13 protein-coding genes, 3 tRNA genes and 1 pseudogene are annotated in these 15775 nt (G+C 56.3%); 10 read left to right on the forward strand and 7 right to left on the reverse strand.

The window, feature by feature from the left end; all coding sequences use genetic code 11:
* Window positions 1-364 precede the first annotated feature (364 nt).
* Entirely contained in the window at window positions 365-946 is a 582-nt protein-coding gene (gene sodB, locus A1WC_RS11425) for a superoxide dismutase [Fe] (RefSeq protein WP_002907771.1), read from the forward strand.
* A gap of 62 nt (window positions 947-1008) precedes the next feature.
* Here sodB and A1WC_RS11420 read toward each other — a convergent pair whose 3' ends face one another.
* Window positions 1009-2175, reverse strand: a complete 1167-nt coding sequence (locus A1WC_RS11420) for an MFS transporter (protein ID WP_016161205.1) — start codon at window positions 2173-2175, stop codon at window positions 1009-1011.
* A gap of 167 nt (window positions 2176-2342) precedes the next feature.
* Window positions 2343-2435, reverse strand: coding sequence for a YnhF family membrane protein (locus A1WC_RS27500; protein WP_012968036.1), 93 nt, complete (start codon window positions 2433-2435; stop codon window positions 2343-2345).
* Window positions 2436-2727: 292 nt separating this feature from the next.
* Here A1WC_RS27500 and purR point away from each other — a divergent pair, with 292 nt between their 5' ends.
* A complete protein-coding gene (purR, locus tag A1WC_RS11410; protein WP_004202888.1) occupies window positions 2728-3753 on the forward strand; it encodes an HTH-type transcriptional repressor PurR in 1026 nt (341 codons plus the stop codon).
* 19 nt (window positions 3754-3772) lie between these two features.
* On the opposite strand, the gene punR is transcribed toward purR, so the two are convergent.
* A complete protein-coding gene (punR, locus tag A1WC_RS11405; RefSeq protein ID WP_012541515.1) occupies window positions 3773-4684 on the reverse strand; it encodes a DNA-binding transcriptional activator PunR in 912 nt (303 codons plus the stop codon).
* Between the two features lie 112 nt (window positions 4685-4796).
* On the opposite strand from punR, the gene punC reads away from it, so the two are divergent.
* Together punC and cfa are read left to right on the forward strand one after the other, a co-directional pair.
* A complete protein-coding gene (gene punC / locus A1WC_RS11400; RefSeq protein ID WP_012541514.1) occupies window positions 4797-5978 on the forward strand; it encodes a purine nucleoside transporter PunC in 1182 nt (393 codons plus the stop codon).
* Between the two features lie 293 nt (window positions 5979-6271).
* Window positions 6272-7420: a cyclopropane fatty acyl phospholipid synthase gene (gene cfa / locus A1WC_RS11395; RefSeq protein ID WP_008804616.1), complete on the forward strand. Its 1149-nt coding sequence runs from the start codon at window positions 6272-6274 to the stop codon at window positions 7418-7420.
* Between the two features lie 35 nt (window positions 7421-7455).
* Here cfa and A1WC_RS11390 read toward each other — a convergent pair whose 3' ends face one another.
* Complete coding sequence (locus tag A1WC_RS11390; protein WP_012541513.1) at window positions 7456-8091, reverse strand: riboflavin synthase; 636 nt, start codon at window positions 8089-8091, stop codon at window positions 7456-7458.
* Window positions 8092-8320: 229 nt separating this feature from the next.
* On the opposite strand from A1WC_RS11390, the gene mdtK reads away from it, so the two are divergent.
* Window positions 8321-9694: an MdtK family multidrug efflux MATE transporter gene (gene mdtK, locus A1WC_RS11385; protein WP_016161206.1), complete on the forward strand. Its 1374-nt coding sequence runs from the start codon at window positions 8321-8323 to the stop codon at window positions 9692-9694.
* A 177-nt stretch (window positions 9695-9871) separates the two neighbouring features.
* Window positions 9872-10267 (forward strand): annotated as a pseudogene (gene asr, locus A1WC_RS27230) (acid resistance repetitive basic protein Asr); the annotation flags it as partial.
* Between the two features lie 312 nt (window positions 10268-10579).
* Here asr and A1WC_RS11380 read toward each other — a convergent pair.
* Window positions 10580-11158: a TIGR00730 family Rossman fold protein gene (locus A1WC_RS11380; RefSeq protein WP_008804612.1), complete on the reverse strand. Its 579-nt coding sequence runs from the start codon at window positions 11156-11158 to the stop codon at window positions 10580-10582.
* A 255-nt stretch (window positions 11159-11413) separates the two neighbouring features.
* Between A1WC_RS11380 and A1WC_RS11375 the strand changes: the two genes are divergently transcribed.
* The 3 genes from A1WC_RS11375 to A1WC_RS11365 all read left to right on the forward strand — a co-directional run bounded on the left by A1WC_RS11375 (window position 11414) and on the right by A1WC_RS11365 (window position 11652).
* Window positions 11414-11490 (forward strand) — tRNA-Val (locus A1WC_RS11375).
* A 4-nt stretch (window positions 11491-11494) separates the two neighbouring features.
* A tRNA-Val gene (locus tag A1WC_RS11370) sits at window positions 11495-11571 on the forward strand.
* Window positions 11572-11575: 4 nt separating this feature from the next.
* A tRNA-Val gene (locus A1WC_RS11365) sits at window positions 11576-11652 on the forward strand.
* Between the two features lie 1310 nt (window positions 11653-12962).
* Here A1WC_RS11365 and A1WC_RS11360 read toward each other — a convergent pair.
* A complete protein-coding gene (locus A1WC_RS11360) occupies window positions 12963-13715 on the reverse strand; it encodes an SDR family oxidoreductase (RefSeq protein ID WP_016161208.1) in 753 nt (250 codons plus the stop codon).
* Window positions 13716-13813: 98 nt separating this feature from the next.
* Here A1WC_RS11360 and A1WC_RS11355 point away from each other — a divergent pair, with 98 nt between their 5' ends.
* The gene (locus A1WC_RS11355) at window positions 13814-14740 is read left to right on the forward strand and encodes an AraC family transcriptional regulator (protein WP_016161209.1); all 927 of its coding nucleotides are present in this window, start codon (window positions 13814-13816) and stop codon (window positions 14738-14740) included.
* Here A1WC_RS11355 and A1WC_RS11350 read toward each other — a convergent pair.
* Window positions 14737-15621 carry a LysR substrate-binding domain-containing protein gene (locus A1WC_RS11350; protein WP_016161210.1) on the reverse strand — a complete coding sequence of 295 codons (885 nt, stop codon included), beginning with the start codon at window positions 15619-15621 and terminating at the stop codon, window positions 14737-14739. The genes A1WC_RS11355 and A1WC_RS11350 overlap by 4 nt on opposite strands.
* Window positions 15622-15775: the final 154 nt, after the last annotated feature.

Consider the following 15775-nt stretch of genomic DNA (forward strand, 5'->3'; position numbering starts at 1 on the left):
TAATTTTAAAGACATATCACCCTCAACCATGATGCGCGGCTGCGATCGTCAGAGAAAAACAGAAGACGTTAAACCTTCCCTGCAAGAGTCGGAAAAGCGCAGACGGCGTCTCCTTATACATTTTTGCAACATCTGCGAGCGGTTTGACGCCTCGCCCCGTAGAAAACGGTTAAGCCTTCATCAGTTGCGCCTGCGGCAATAGCCTTTATCGTTGTAAGGCTTTTCACTGCTTGCGGCAAATGTTAACATTCTCAATACAATAACAGCCCGTGACGCGACAGCGTCGGGTGGCCAGAACACGATTCTGATGAAAACCTCATCTTGTCAATGTGAGCTAAAACAAAAAGTTATAAGGAGAGTAGCAATGTCGTTTGAATTACCTGCATTACCATATGCAAAAGACGCCCTGGCGCCGCACATTTCCGCAGAAACCCTGGAATATCACTACGGTAAACACCACCAGGCGTATGTCACTAACCTCAACAACCTGATCAAAGGCACTGCGTTCGAAGGCAAATCTCTCGAAGAGATCGTCCGCACTTCTGAAGGCGGCGTATTCAACAACGCAGCCCAGGTCTGGAACCACACCTTCTACTGGAACTGCCTGGCGCCGAACGCCGGCGGCGAACCGGAAGGCGAGTTAGCGGCCGCGATTGCCAAATCCTTCGGCAGCTTTGCGGATTTTAAAGCCAAATTTACCGATGCCGCAGCGAAAAACTTCGGCGCGGGCTGGACCTGGCTGGTCAAAAATGCCGACGGCAGCCTGGCTATCGTCTCCACCAGCAACGCCGGTACCCCGCTGACCACCGACGCGAAGCCGCTGCTGACCGTTGACGTCTGGGAACACGCCTACTACATCGACTACCGCAATGCCCGTCCAAGCTACCTGGACCATTTCTGGGCGCTGGTTAACTGGAAGTTTGTTGCGGCCAACCTGGCGGCATAAACGACAAACCGCAGCAGGGTCTCCCCGGCTGCGGTTTTTTTTAGCCCTTCCCTACACTCGCGTTACTGGCGGGCAAAGGCCTCTTCCGGCTGCGCTCGTCCGCTGAACCAGACCAGCAGCAGCGCCAGACCGGCGATAATCGCCCCCATCACCGGCACAAACGCATAGCCCAGTCCGCCAGAGATCACCGCCCCACCGGCGGCGGCGCCCAGCGCGTTGCCGAGGTTGAACGCGCCGATATTCACCGAAGAAGAGAGCCCCGGCGCTTCATGCGCCACGCGCATGACCCGCATCTGCAGCGGCGGAACCACCGCAAAGGTTGCTGCGCCCCAGACAATCATGCTGATGGCCGCTCCGGCCTGGGATTGCGCCAGCAGCGGGATCGCCAGCATGATCGCCATCAGCAGCAGAAGAAAGCCTTTCAGCGTGCCAGAGACCGACCGGTCGGCGAATTTGCCGCCCAGATAGTTGCCCAGCGAAAAACCAACGCCAATCAGCACCAGCATCGCGGTAATAAACAGCGATGAAGCGTGGGTCAGCGTATTGAGCACTGGCGAGATATAGGTATACAGCGTAAACATTGCCCCGGCACCGAGCACGGTAGTCAGCAAGGCGGAGAGTACCTGCGGGCGTAGCAGGACTGAAAGCTCTTTTTTGACATCCGGGCGCTCACCGGCGCTGCCCTTCGGCAGAGAGAACCACAGACTGACCATCGCCAGCAGGCCTAACCCCGCGGTGGCCAGGAAGGACATCCGCCAGCCGATGGTTTCGCCAAGCCAGGTGGCCGCCGGTACACCGCCGATGTTGGCGATGGTGAGCCCCATAAACATCGTGGCTACCGCGCTGGCCTGCTTATGCTTTGGCACGACGCTGGCTGCGACCACTGACCCCAGGCCAAAGAAAGCACCGTGGTTGAGGCTGGTAATAATGCGCGACAGCAGCAAGGTGGTGTAATCCGGCGCAATGGATGACAACAGGTTGCCGACGGTGAAGATCCCCATCAGAAAAATCAGCGCATTGCGCCGCGCGCGATGTGACAACAGCAGGGTCATCAACGGCGCGCCGACCATGACGCCGATGGCATACGCACTGATCAGCATTCCCGCCACTGGGATTGAGACGTCCACACCTTTCGCAATCACCGGCAGCAATCCCATTGGGGAGAACTCGGTGGTACCGATGCCAAAGGCGCCGATCGCCAGCGCAAGTAAAGGAAAGTTGATTTTCATTCAATGACTCCATCAGACCGTCAGAGACGACGGCGTAACATCAGAAGTCAAAAGCATGACATCAATCACAAAAAAACAAAAGTGAACGAAATGACAAAAGATTTTTGCAGAATTGATAATAATGGCGGGATACGGGGAGGAGGCCGCGCTCCTCCCTCACTGGAACATTAGTGCAGTATGGCGGTCAGGCTGAAAGCGACGATCACGCCGAGGGCAATAACCGTGGTGATCAGCGAAAACTTTAAATTGGTATCCATCATTTTTCCCTCTTGTTATCCCCACACCAAAAGTGAGCTTGCTCATTTTTGCACAAAAAATCGCAAAAATCTTCCGGGATTTAGGGCGATGCACATTTTTGCTCTTCCACTTTGCCCCAAGATCGGACAAAATCCCACGCTAATTTAAAAGCGTATCGGCCATTGACCCCTTCCTGTCGTTCTGTGTCGTTTTCCCGACGTGATGCAATGTTGAAAATTGTATTCAGGGTGTGTGTAGGCAAACGTTTACGTATCGATGATCAGGCGATCAGGTCAAGGCATGGAGTGAGATGTAATGGCAACTATTAAAGATGTAGCGAAGCGCGCAAACGTTTCCACTACAACTGTATCACATGTAATTAACAAAACCCGTTTCGTTGCCGAAGAGACGCGCAATGCGGTGTGGGCGGCGATTAAAGAGCTGCACTACTCGCCGAGCGCCGTGGCCCGCAGCCTGAAAGTCAATCATACAAAATCGATTGGTCTGCTGGCGACCAGTAGCGAAGCCGCCTATTTTGCTGAAATTATTGAGTCTGTTGAAAAGAGCTGCTTCCAGAAGGGCTACACCCTGATCCTCGGCAACGCATGGAACGATCCGGAAAAACAGCGCGCCTATTTGTCGATGATGGCACAGAAGCGTGTCGACGGCCTGCTGGTGATGTGTTCCGAATATCCGGATTCGGTATTGAGCATGCTGGAAGAGTATCGCCATATCCCGATGGTGGTGATGGACTGGGGCGAAGCAAAAGCCGACTTCACCGATGCGGTGATCGATAACGCCTTCCAGGGCGGCTATATCGCCGGACGCTACCTGATTGAACGTGGCCATCGTGAAATCGGCGTGATCCCGGGTCCGCTGGAGCGCAACACCGGCGCAGGCCGCCTGGCCGGCTTTATGCAGGCGATGAAAGAGGCGCATATCAGCGTGCCGGAAAACTGGATTGTGCAGGGCGACTTCGAGCCGGAGTCCGGCTACCGCGCTATGCAGCAGATCTTAAGCCAGCAGCACCGTCCGACGGCGGTGTTCTGCGGCGGCGATATCATGGCGATGGGCGCTATCTGCGCGGCGGATGAAATGGGGCTGCGGGTGCCGCAGGACATTTCGCTGATCGGTTATGATAATGTGCGTAACGCCCGCTATTTCAGCCCGGCGTTAACCACTATTCATCAGCCGAAAGATTCCCTGGGCGAAGCCGCATTTAACATGCTGTTGGATCGTATCGTTAATAAGCGTGAAGAGTCGCAGTCTATCGAAGTTCATCCTCGTCTGGTCGAACGCCGCTCCGTGGCGGATGGCCCGTTTGTCGATTATCGTCGGTAAGGCATCTGGCGGGCGCGGATCACTCCGGCGCCCGCAGCCATTCCCGATTCAGCGTGTCGCTGTCCCCCAGATAGTCCAGCATCCAGTTCAGCGCCGGTGAGGCATCACTCTGCTGCCAGGTCAGACAGCAGGCGGCATCCGGGAACGGATTCTCCAGCGCCAGCGCGGTCCACACGCCGCGATCTACCCATGGTCGGGCGAAATGGCTCGGCACCATGCCGACGCAGAGGCCCGCCGACAGACAGGTGGCCGACGATTCCCAGTCGGGGACCACCACCCTCTTCTGGTTATCCAGCAGCCAGGTTGTTCGTTTGGGCAGTGAACGTGACGTATCCTCCCGCACCAGCGACGGCCAGTTACGCAGGACATCATCGCTCAGGGGTCCCTCCATCTTCGCCAGCGGGTGATCGCTCGCCACCACGCAGTCCCAGCTCAGCATCCCCATATCGCGAAACGCATAGCGGCCCCCGACCGGAATAGATCGCGTTGCGCCAATCGCCAGTTCTACACGGCCGTCGGCCAGCGCATCCCATACGCCGTTGAACACTTCCTGGAAAACGATGAGCTCGACGTCGGGAAAATGGCGATAGAAATCGACGATCATCTGGCGCATCCGCGCCGGTTTCACAATATCATCCACCGCGATCGACAGCTGCCCGCGCCAGCCGTTGGCGATTTGCTGGCACTGCTGGCGGGTGATCTGCATTTTTTTGATAACAGAGCGCCCTTCCTGTAAGAACCAGACCCCTGCGGGCGTCAGCTCCACATCACGATGGCGGCGCTCAAACAAGGGAACGGCCAGCCACTCTTCAAGCTGACGCACGGTATAGCTGATGGCGGAGGGCACCCGGTGCAGCTCCTGCGCGGCCGCGCTGAAGCTGCCGTTGCGGGCCACGGCATCAACCACTTCCAGAGAGTATTCAGACCACATTTTCTGCCTGCAAAATTTTTGAATGCATGTGACAAATATTAGCGTTTCACAAGCCACAATGCACTCCCTACACTCTGCGGCATCGTACCTGTACTCCAAAAATGAGAACGTTATGTCACAACCTGGGAAAGGATTTTTAGTCTGGCTGGCAGGCCTGAGCGTGCTGGGCTTTCTGGCCACCGATATGTACCTGCCGGCGTTTGCCGCCATGCAGCAGGATCTCAATACCTCCGCTGCCTCCATCAGCGCCAGCCTGAGCCTGTTCCTCGCCGGCTTCGCGCTGGGGCAGCTGTTCTGGGGGCCGCTGTCGGACCGCTATGGGCGCAAACCGGTGCTGTTGAGCGGCCTGGCAATTTTCGCGGCCGGCTGTCTGGGGATGCTGTGGGTGCACAACGCTACCCTGATGCTGGCGCTGCGCTTTTTGCAGGCGATTGGCGTCTGTGCCGCGGCCGTTACCTGGCAGGCGATGGTCACCGATTACTATCCTGCCCAGCGCACGAACCGCATCTTCGCCACCATTATGCCGCTGGTAGGACTGTCGCCAGCGCTGGCCCCGCTGCTGGGTAGCTGGCTACTGGTGCACTTCGAGTGGCAAGCCATCTTCGCAACCCTGTTTGCCATCACTCTGCTGCTGATGCTGCCTGCCCTGCGCCTGAAGGCAGCCGCAAAGTCGGTAGCAGTGACGCAGCAGAAGATCACCTTTCTCGCGCTGCTGCGCTCCCGGGAATACAGCGGCAACGTCCTGATCTACGCCGCCTGCTCCGCCAGCTTCTTCGCCTGGCTTACCGGTTCACCTTTTATCCTGCACGAAATGGGCTATGGCCCAACCGCTATCGGCCTGAGCTATATCCCACAGACCATCGCCTTTCTGGTGGGCGGCTATGGTTGTCGCGCGCTGCTGCAAAAATGGTCAGGACAACAGATGCTGCCGTGGCTGCTGGTGGTCTTCGCCGTCAGCGTTGCCGCCACCTGGCTGGTCGGCCTGCAAACGCATGCCTCGCTGGTGGCGTTAATGATCCCGTTCTGCATGATGGCGGTGGTCAACGGCGGGATCTATCCCATTGTGGTCGCCCAGGCGCTGAAACCCTTCCCGCAGGCAACGGGCCGCGCGGCGGCGCTGCAGAATACGCTGCAGCTGGGATTGTGCTTCCTGACCAGTTTGCTGGTATCGGCGCTGATCGCCACGCCGCTGCTGACCACCACCAGCGTGATGCTGGTCTCGATTGGCTTAGCCGGAATCGGCTATCGCCTGCAGCAAACGCCGGAGCTGACCCCCCACTCTTCCCACGCGTAACGCCCATCGCCGTTGCCCGGACCAGTCGTTAGCATGCTAAGAAAATTTTATTGAAAGCCAGTACTTAGCGTCCTATACTGGATCCGGGTTCACATAAATAGAAAATAGTTAAATATTAACGGATGCAGGATGCCTCCGTTTCACCATGGAAGGCCTTTCGGCAAGGGTTATCTCCCTTCCTCTGTTCTACGTCGGATAGCGACTTCACGGATTATCCGTGAGATTTCTCACAAAGCCAAAAAAGCGTCTACGCTGTTTTAAGGTTCTGATCACTTGGGCGTGATGGAGAAGCTATGAGTTCATCGTGTATAGAAGAAGTAAGTGTACCAAATGATGACTGGTACCGGATTGCAGCTGAATTATTGGGCCGTGCGGGAATAGAAATCAATGGCTCCGCGCCGTCAGACCTGCGAATTAAAAACCCTCTTTTCTTTAAACGTGTCCTGCAGGAGGGGTCGCTGGGGTTAGGCGAAAGCTATATGGACGGCTGGTGGGACTGCGAGCGTCTGGATATATTCTTCCACAAAGTGCTTCGCGCCGGACTGGAAAAACAGCTCCCTCACCATTTCAAAGATACACTCCGCATCGCAGGCGCTCGCCTGTTCAATCTGCAAAGTAAAAAACGCGCCTGGATTGTTGGCAAAGAGCATTACGATCTCGGCAACGATCTCTTCAGCCGAATGCTTGACCCCTACATGCAGTATTCCTGCGGATACTGGAAAGAGGCGCAAACCCTCGAAGCGGCGCAGCAGGCTAAACTGGACCTCATCTGTCGTAAGCTGGAGCTTGAGCCGGGGATGCGGGTACTGGATATCGGCTGTGGATGGGGCGGGCTCGCCGAGTATATGGCGCGAAATTACCAGGTCAGCGTTGTCGGCGTGACCATCTCCGCCGAGCAGCAAAAGATGGCCCAGGCGCGCTGCGCTGATCTTGACGTGGAGATTCGGCTCCAGGACTATCGCGATCTGCACGACAGCTTTGACCGTATCGTCTCCGTCGGTATGTTCGAGCACGTGGGACCGAAAAATTACGCCACCTACTTTGAGGTCGCGGATCGTAATTTGAAACCCAACGGCCGTTTCTTACTGCACACCATCGGTTCCAAAGTCACCGACCATAACGTCGACCCGTGGATCGATAAATATATCTTCCCCAACGGCTGTCTGCCGTCGGTTCGGCAGATCGCCGATGCCAGCGAGAAGCACTTTGTGATGGAAGACTGGCATAACTTCGGCGCCGATTATGACACCACCCTGATGGCCTGGTATGAGCGTTTTCTCGCCAGCTGGCCGGAAATTGCCGATAACTATTCTGAACGTTTCAAACGGATGTTCAGCTATTATCTGAACGCCTGCGCCGGCGCCTTCCGCGCCCGTGACATTCAGCTCTGGCAGGTAGTGTTCTCGCGCGGCATTGAACATGGGCTACGCATCGCCCGCTAACAAAATCTCCCCCGCTCACCGGCGGGGGATTTTTTTCAGGCTTCATTCACCTTAGACGCAACGTCTTTCGCGGCCAGCACGCGTTCAACCGTATCGACAACCGCCTGAGTTTGCGGGTCAATCTCAATATTGACGCGGTCACCCAGCTTTTTCGCGCCCAGCGTGGTCCGCTGCAGCGTTTCCGGGATAAGATGCACGCAGAAGCGGGTTGCCGTCACCTCGCCCACCGTCAGGCTAATGCCATCAATACCGATGAAACCTTTATAAAGGATATATTTCATCAGCGTCGGATCCTGCACTTTAAACCAGATCTGACGGTTATTTTCGGAAGTGAGGATCTTCACGATTTCCGCGGTGGTCATAATATGGCCGGACATCAGATGCCCGCCGATTTCATCACTGAATTTCGCCGCCCGCTCGACGTTCACTTCATCCCCGATCTGAATATCGCCGAGGTTGGTAATCCGCAGCGTCTCTTTCATCAGATCGAAGCTGATGTGCGCGCCGTTTATTTCGGTCACCGTCAGGCAACAGCCGTTATTGGCTACCGAGGCGCCGGTTTCCAGCCCCTCCAGCATATGCGCCGGTAGCTCCACCACATGGGTGCGAAAATTGGGTTTATCATCAATGGAGACCACTTTCGCGGTTCCCTGAACAATACCAGTAAACATGTTAGGCTCCTGTTGAAAATCATGACGGTATCATTACCGTTTTCGCTATCGGGAACAATAACAGGAGGGCAAAGCGGTTGCCAGCGCGCTTCGTGCCTCGACTCTTTTTTCACTGGCTTAATGGCTAATCCTCGCTACAATAGACTGGAAATTCCTCATTTTTATCCCCTTGCTGCCAGTTACGGCGGCTTTTTTAGTCTCAAAATAACAACAAAATAAAGGTGTTCACGTGCAGAAGTATTTCGTTGAAGCGCGTCAGTTATTAGCTCTGGCTATACCCGTCATCCTTGCGCAGGTGGCGCAGACAGCGATGGGTTTTGTCGATACCGTGATGGCGGGTGGCTACAGCGCCACGGATATGGCCGCCGTGGCCATCGGGACCTCCATCTGGCTGCCGGCGATCCTCTTTGGCCACGGGCTGCTGCTGGCGCTGACCCCGGTGGTGGCGCAGCTTAACGGCTCCGGACGGCGGGATCGCATCGCACAGCAGGTGCGTCAGGGCTTCTGGCTGGCCGGCTTTGTCTCGGTGCTGATTATGGTCGTGCTGTGGAACGCCGGCTATATCATCAGCTCCATGCATAATATCGACCCGCTGTTGGCTGAGAAGGCGGTTGGCTATCTGCGCGCGCTGCTGTGGGGCGCGCCGGGCTATCTGTTCTTCCAGGTTGCCCGTAATCAGTGTGAAGGGCTGGCGAAAACCAAACCCGGGATGGTCATGGGCTTTATCGGCTTACTGGTCAACATTCCGGTGAACTATATCTTTATCTATGGTCATTTCGGCATGCCCGAGCTGGGCGGTGTCGGCTGCGGGGTAGCGACTGCTTCGGTTTACTGGGTGATGTTCGCCAGCATGCTGTGGTGGGTGCGTCGGGCGCGTTCGATGCGGGATATCCGCTGCGCCGAGCACTTCAGCCGCCCCGATTTCGCCGTCCTGTTACGGCTGGTGCAGCTGGGGCTGCCCATTGCTCTGGCGCTGTTCTTTGAAGTCACGCTGTTTGCCGTCGTCGCGCTGCTGGTCTCCCCGCTGGGGATCATTGACGTCGCCGGTCACCAGATCGCGCTTAACTTCAGCTCATTGATGTTCGTTCTGCCGCTATCGCTGGCGGCGGCGGTCACCATTCGCGTCGGCTTCCGTCTCGGACAAGGTTCAACGATCGATGCCCAGGTTTCGGCCCGCACCGGCGTGGGCGTGGGCGTCTGCCTGGCGGTATTTACCGCTATCTTTACCGTGCTGATGCGTGAACAGATTGCCCTGCTGTATAACGATAATCCCGAGGTGGTGCTGCTGGCCTCACACCTGATGCTGCTGGCGGCTATCTATCAGATCTCCGACTCCATCCAGGTGATCGGCAGCGGCATTCTGCGCGGCTATAAAGATACCCGGTCTATCTTTTTTATTACCTTTACCGCGTACTGGGTGCTGGGTTTGCCGAGCGGCTATCTGCTGGCGTTGACCGATATGGTTGTGCCACGCATGGGGCCCGCCGGTTTCTGGTGTGGATTTATCATCGGCCTGACCTCCGCCGCCATCATGATGATGCTGCGGATGCGTTTTCTACAGCGCCAGCCCTCCAGCATCATCTTACAGCGCGCCGCGCGCTAGTCCCTGCAAAGCCCGCCCCTCCGGCGGGCTTTTTCGTTCTCCGGCATTGCGACCACGTTGTACATTCCGTTACTCCCCGACACCAAAGACTCACTGATGGCACTCCCCGAGACGCATATAGTGTGGTCAACAGCCCCGCAGTGGGGTTACTCAAGAAACCAATTCGAGGATTTCAGAATGAAAAAAGTATTAGCTCTGGTTGTTGCCGCTGCTATGGGTCTGTCATCAGTTGCTTTCGCTGCCGATGCCGCAAGCGCCACCCCGGCCGCAGCTGCCAGCCATACCACCGTTCACCATAAGAAACATCACAAAGCGGCCGCGAAACCGGCAGCCGAGCATAAAGCCCATGCGCCTAAGAAACACCACAAAGCGGCCGCGAAACCGGCAGCCGAGCAGAAAGCCCAGGCGGCGAAGAAACACCACAAAGCCGCTGCAAAACCGGCTGCTGAGCAAAAAGCCCAGGCGGCGAAGAAACACCATAAAGCCGCTGCGAAACCGGCAGTCGCGCAGAAAGCCCAGGCGGCGAAGAAACACCATAAAGCCGCTGCGAAACCGGCAGTCGCGCAGAAAGCCCAGGCGGCGAAGAAACACCATAAAGCCGCTGCGAAACCGGCAGTCGCGCAGAAAGCCCAGGCGGCGAAGAAACACCATAAAGCCGCTGCGAAACCGGCAGTCGCGCAGAAAGCGCAGGCTGCAAAGAAACATCATAAAGCGGCACACCACGCAGTTAAACCGGCGGCATAATGGTCAGGGCGTTAAGGTGATAAACCGGCGCTGAACAGCGCCGGTTTTTTTTTCAGGAGGACATCATGCTGCAACGCTATCGCTTCGAATTGCTGCTGTTACTGCTCATCGTCTGCGCGCTGTTTACCCTGCGCTTGATGTTTAAATAGCGGGCTGCTGAACCCATTTACGGGCCGGCGGCGTATAGTCGCGAAAACCGGCGATAATCTCGTCTGCCGAGGTAGCAAACGGCAGCATCTCCGCGTAGCGCGGGTGCATAAATCCTTCCCGTACCATGTTGTCGACCATCGCCTGAAGCGGATCGTAATAACCCTTGATATTCAGGAACGCGCACGGTTTCTCATGGATCCCCAGTTGCGCCCAGGTCCATTGTTCGAAAATCTCTTCGAGCGTCCCCGCCCCGCCCGGCAGGGCAATAAAGCCATCCGCCAGCGCCGCCATTTTGGTTTTCCGCTCGTGCATATCCTCGACCACATGCAGCTCCGTCAAGCCGCGGTGGGCAATTTCCCGCTCCACCAGGCCGCGCGGCATCACGCCGATCACCACGCCACCGGCCTCCAGCGCCGCATCGGCGACCGCCCCCATCAGACCGACTTTGCCGCCGCCATAGACAAGCGCCAGCCCCTGCTGCGCCAGCGTACGTCCGACCAGACGGGCGGTGTCGAGATACAGCGGATGTTCGCCAGCTGAAGAACCGCAAAAAATACCAATCGATTTCATCTTCGTTATGACTCCTTCTCTTCTGGTGGCCGATAATTTAACACAACGGCAACCGTACCGCGCAGAGTTAGACTGGCAGAAAAAAGGCGAGTCATGACGCTCGCTGGCGAAGAAATATCCTTGTGGTTCAGTAAAATATATCCGGAATGGGTAAAAGTTCCGCAATCGCATGCAATGTGCAAGAAAAGTGACGTTTACCTCTTGCCACATCCTCTCCCTGCCGCTAATATGCGTCCCCGTTGTCACCACAACATTGCGTTCGTAGCTCAGTTGGTTAGAGCACCACCTTGACATGGTGGGGGTCGTTGGTTCGAGTCCAATCGAACGCACCATAATGCGTTTATAGCTCAGTTGGTTAGAGCACCACCTTGACATGGTGGGGGTCGTTGGTTCGAGTCCAATTAAACGCACCATAATGCGTCTGTAGCTCAGTTGGTTAGAGCACCACCTTGACATGGTGGGGGTCGATGGTTCGAGTCCATTCAGACGCACCAATCAGTTATCCTTCTGTAATTTCTGTGTTTTATCACCTGCCCCCCGATGGTATTGCTGACTTAAAATGTTGTGTATTGGCAAAGATTTTTCCTTGCATATTCCACACTCGTGCAGGGGAAGCCAACCCTTTTAAGTACATTTTTGAGCACATCGAAATGGCGCTTTAAGCCACAAACGGTGGGGAATGTGTCATTGCAACAAGGCATTTTTTCCCGGCGGAAAACATTTCAGGCTTTAAAACTCCGGGCACTGACGTGACAGAATACTGCAGACAAAACAAAGGTGACGACTATGCCATTAACCGACACGGCCATTCGTAATGGCGGCTACTCCCCCAAATGACTCGCTGACCGATATGGATGGCCACTCCCTGTCTGTCAGCAAATCAGGAAGCAAAAATGGCACTTTCACTACTATCATAACGGAAAACAATGCAGCATAAGTTTCGGCCTCTAACCTGAAATTTCACTCAGTGTGGCCCGAATTTTACGTCATGAAGCCCGTTCACAAATTGCACAGGGTTTCGTTCCTCAGATTCAGACAAAATTAACGCTGGCAAAACGACACTTCAAGTATTTGAAAGGGCACCCATCACACTCATATTTTTACTCCACAGTCATGAGCATCAAAAATCGATCAACAGACCACGCCGTTTAATTTTTAATGATAATCATTCCATTCATCATAAATATATGCATATGAAAATCGATATATCAGATACCCCACCAGGAATTCCACAACTGAAAGTAAACCCTAGAGAAATTTATATTCATTTACTGAGAAAAAAAAAGACCAGCCAGCCAGCGCGATATCTGAAGTACCTAATCCCATACCTGCTCCCCTGATAACACGGGAAAGTATGATGAGTAATGTTCGTTTTATCTTCATAATCCACCAAAGAAATATTCCGTACTGAAAACTATTCCCTGGCGTAAAAAAGCGAGCGCGCGGTACAGCAGGGATGAAACCCTGCCATAGTAGAATAAAGAAAGTCCAGCCCCGACCGGGCCAGACTAACTTTTTAAGATTAACGCCCGAATTACATTGAGAATTTACATATAAAAGACCTGAGCCATTGATGATGTCATAATATGGCGGGCGGTTCGCACATATCCAGAATAAGCGGCGAAAACGCACCATGAAATACATTGCTTTTCTGATTTACATCAGTAAGCGCCGCCTGACCGTTATGTCGTATAACCCGCTAATATTATCCAGACGATACTGACAGGGATAATATTCCCCGGCCATAAAGCGCAGCGGCAGCTTGCGCACCTACCGTCTGACAGACAAGACCCGCATATTGTCTTCAGACACGGCGAAGACTGGCCTGCGCCATCGCCAGGGCATCTTCCCCTGCCGGCAGCCGCGAAGGGGCATCAGGATCGTGCACCATTCGCCAGACGGCCTGAGCCACATCCGTCGTCTGCGTCACGCTGGCGTTATCCTGCATGCTGTCGAAGATCTGCTGGCCGAGCGCCGCATAGCTCTCCGGGAGCTGGCCCATCGTTCGACGAGCGTTTTCCCCGAAGCGGGTCTGGGGAGCGCGTCCCGGCAGGATCAACCCGACGCGAATATTAAAAGCACGAAGCTCCAGCGCCAGCGACTCCGTGAAGGCATTCACCGCCGCCTTACTCGCGGTGTATACCGCCAGCAGGGGCATCGGTTGCAGGGTGACCGCCGAGGTAATATTAACGATCGTCCCGCTTCGGCGCGCTCTGAACCGGGGGATCACCGCCTGGGTCATGGCAATCGTTCCCAGGGTATTGGTGGCAAACAGGTCTGCTATCGCCTCGCGCGACGCGCCCTCCAGGGCATTAAGCATCCCCACCCCGGCGTTGTTAACCAGCACATCAATCTCTCCGGCTTCGGCAATGGCCTCTGCGATACTCTGCGCCGAAGTGACGTCAAGACGCACCAGCCGCAGACGGTCGCTGGCGGGCAACACACCTTCCTGCGGAGCGCGCATCGTGGCAATAACCTTCCAGCCTTGCTCGAGAAAATAACGCGCCGTCTCCAGGCCAAAACCCGATGAACAGCCGGTGATCATTATCGTTTGCATATCTCTGTCTCCGAATGGCTTCTTCCTTTTGATCATAGACAGGCCGTGTCGGACGATATAGGGTCAATAATCCATCATTCTTTAGCAGGAGTCCGGAAATGAGCGATCCGTTGGCGGAGGTTATTGCCATGCTAAATCTCAGAGCGGTGCTGACCAAAACCGTTGAGGGGGCGGGAGACTGGCGAGTGATACGCTCGGACCAGGGGTTGTCATTTTATGGCGTCGTGCTGGAAGGCGGCTGTCGGCTGGAAATAGACCAGCATGAGCCGCAGATCCTGCGCGCCGGGGATTTTATTCTGATCCCGGCGGCGTACCGCTTCGCGCTAACCAGCCTGACCCCGCCCCCTTCACCGGCGCTGGAGACCATCCCGGTGCAACTGGCGGAGGGACACTTTCGGCTTGGAGCCCTCGACAAGCCTGCGCAGATGCAGGCGCTGATTGGCCACTGCGCTTCCGGTTCAACGAACGCCAGCCTGCTGGCCTCGCTGTTGCCAGCCTTTGTGGTGGTCCGCAATCAACCGCGGCTGGCCACCTTTGTCGGGCTGCTGAAAGAGGAAGCGAAGGCGGATCGCGCGGGCAAATCTTTCGTTCTGGCGCGGATGGTTGAGCTACTTTTTATCGAGGCCATCCGTTCCTCCGGCACGCTCGCCACCCCCGGTCTGATGCGCGGGCTGAGCGACCCGCGGGTCGCCCAGGCAATCCGCCTGCTGCATCAGGCCCCCGCCAGACGCTGGACGGTCAACGCCCTGGCCGCCGACTGCGCGCTGTCTCGCTCGACGTTATTTGAACGCTTTACCGACCTGACCGGGATGACCCCGATGGGCTATCTGTTAGGCTGGCGAATGACCCTGGCCATGCAGTGGCTGAGCGAGACGGGCATCAGCATTGCGGATATCGCCGAGCGCATCGGCTATGGCTCCGCCAGCGCGTTCAGCGTAGCTTTTACCCGCTATACCGGGATATCGCCGGGGAAATATGCCCGCCAGCGGGCGACGCTAAATGTCTCCGGGCCAGCCCTGACTTAACCGGCTGCAATCTCCGTCTGCAGCCAGCGCTCAAACACCTGCAGCGCCAGCTCTCCCTCCCCGCCACCGGGTTTGATCAGGCAGAAGCGCTTAGCCAGCGTCGGGGAGCCCGGCCACGGGGCGACCAGCGTCCCGGCGCGCAGCTCACTTTCCACATACATCTTCGGCACCAGCGCCACCCCCTGCTGGCTCAGTACCGCGGCGATGGCCATCTCATGCAGATCGTAGCGCGGCCCCTGCGCCGGATTATCCAGCACCAGCCCGCATTCCCGGGCATAGAGCAGCCAGGCGTCAGGGTTCTGCCGCCGGTGAATGCGCGGCAATCGGTTCAGTTGCCCGGGGAGATCATCATTCGTCAGCAACGCCGCATGACAGACCGGCAGCAGATACTCCTCGAACAAAAAGGTCACATCCATGCCAGTCCACGCCGGGTGATCAAAATGGATGGCGGCATCAAAACCGCTGCCCGGGAGGATGAAGGGATCGCTGCGGGCGGCAATATTGACCACGATATGCGGATGCTGCGCTGCAAAGCGTCCAAGCCGGGGGATTAACCAGCGGCTGGCAAAGGTGGGGAGCACGGCGATCTCCAGACTATGTCCATCGGAGGGCATCCCGCTGACGTCGTGGGTGTCCCGCTCCAGACGGGCGAGGATCTCGCGGACCTGGCGGGCATAGCGGGCGCCAGCCGGATTGAGCCGCACCCGGCTCCCCGTCCTGTCGAAGAGTTTACTGTCGAGGAGCGCTTCCAGACGGGCAATCTGCCGGCTGATGGCCCCTTCCGTTAACGCGAGTTCCGCCGCCGCGCGGGCAAAGTTGCCGTGACGGGCAGCGGCCTCAAAAGCCAGTAGCGCAGCGCTGCTGGGGATTTTACGACGCATAGCCAATGCTCCTTGTGCAGGCTCACCGAAAGTCAGTGACAGAATATCACTGACCATTGAATTAACATCGTTTTTCAGCGCCATTTTTAGCCGATAGGATGATGAAAAGTCACTAAAGCGCTTTGCGCGCTCAATCATCTGTCCAGCGAGGTCA

This window comes from Klebsiella sp. KTE92 (genome assembly GCF_000398905.1).
GTDB lineage: Bacteria > Pseudomonadota > Gammaproteobacteria > Enterobacterales > Enterobacteriaceae > Klebsiella > Klebsiella variicola.

Coding starts and splice junctions, on each gene's coding strand:
- sodB (WP_002907771.1), top strand. CDS start 365: ATGTCGTTTGAATTACCTGCATTACCATATGCAAAAGACGCCCTGGCG.
- punC (WP_012541514.1), top strand. CDS start 4,797: ATGTCACAACCTGGGAAAGGATTTTTAGTCTGGCTGGCAGGCCTGAGC.
- A1WC_RS27500 (WP_012968036.1), bottom strand. CDS start 2,435: ATGATGGATACCAATTTAAAGTTTTCGCTGATCACCACGGTTATTGCC.
- A1WC_RS11350 (WP_016161210.1), bottom strand. CDS start 15,621: ATGCGTCGTAAAATCCCCAGCAGCGCTGCGCTACTGGCTTTTGAGGCC.
- purR (WP_004202888.1), top strand. CDS start 2,728: ATGGCAACTATTAAAGATGTAGCGAAGCGCGCAAACGTTTCCACTACA.
- A1WC_RS11420 (WP_016161205.1), bottom strand. CDS start 2,175: ATGAAAATCAACTTTCCTTTACTTGCGCTGGCGATCGGCGCCTTTGGC.
- A1WC_RS11360 (WP_016161208.1), bottom strand. CDS start 13,715: ATGCAAACGATAATGATCACCGGCTGTTCATCGGGTTTTGGCCTGGAG.
- A1WC_RS11380 (WP_008804612.1), bottom strand. CDS start 11,158: ATGAAATCGATTGGTATTTTTTGCGGTTCTTCAGCTGGCGAACATCCG.
- A1WC_RS11390 (WP_012541513.1), bottom strand. CDS start 8,091: ATGTTTACTGGTATTGTTCAGGGAACCGCGAAAGTGGTCTCCATTGAT.
- punR (WP_012541515.1), bottom strand. CDS start 4,684: ATGTGGTCTGAATACTCTCTGGAAGTGGTTGATGCCGTGGCCCGCAAC.
- A1WC_RS11355 (WP_016161209.1), top strand. CDS start 13,814: ATGAGCGATCCGTTGGCGGAGGTTATTGCCATGCTAAATCTCAGAGCG.
- cfa (WP_008804616.1), top strand. CDS start 6,272: ATGAGTTCATCGTGTATAGAAGAAGTAAGTGTACCAAATGATGACTGG.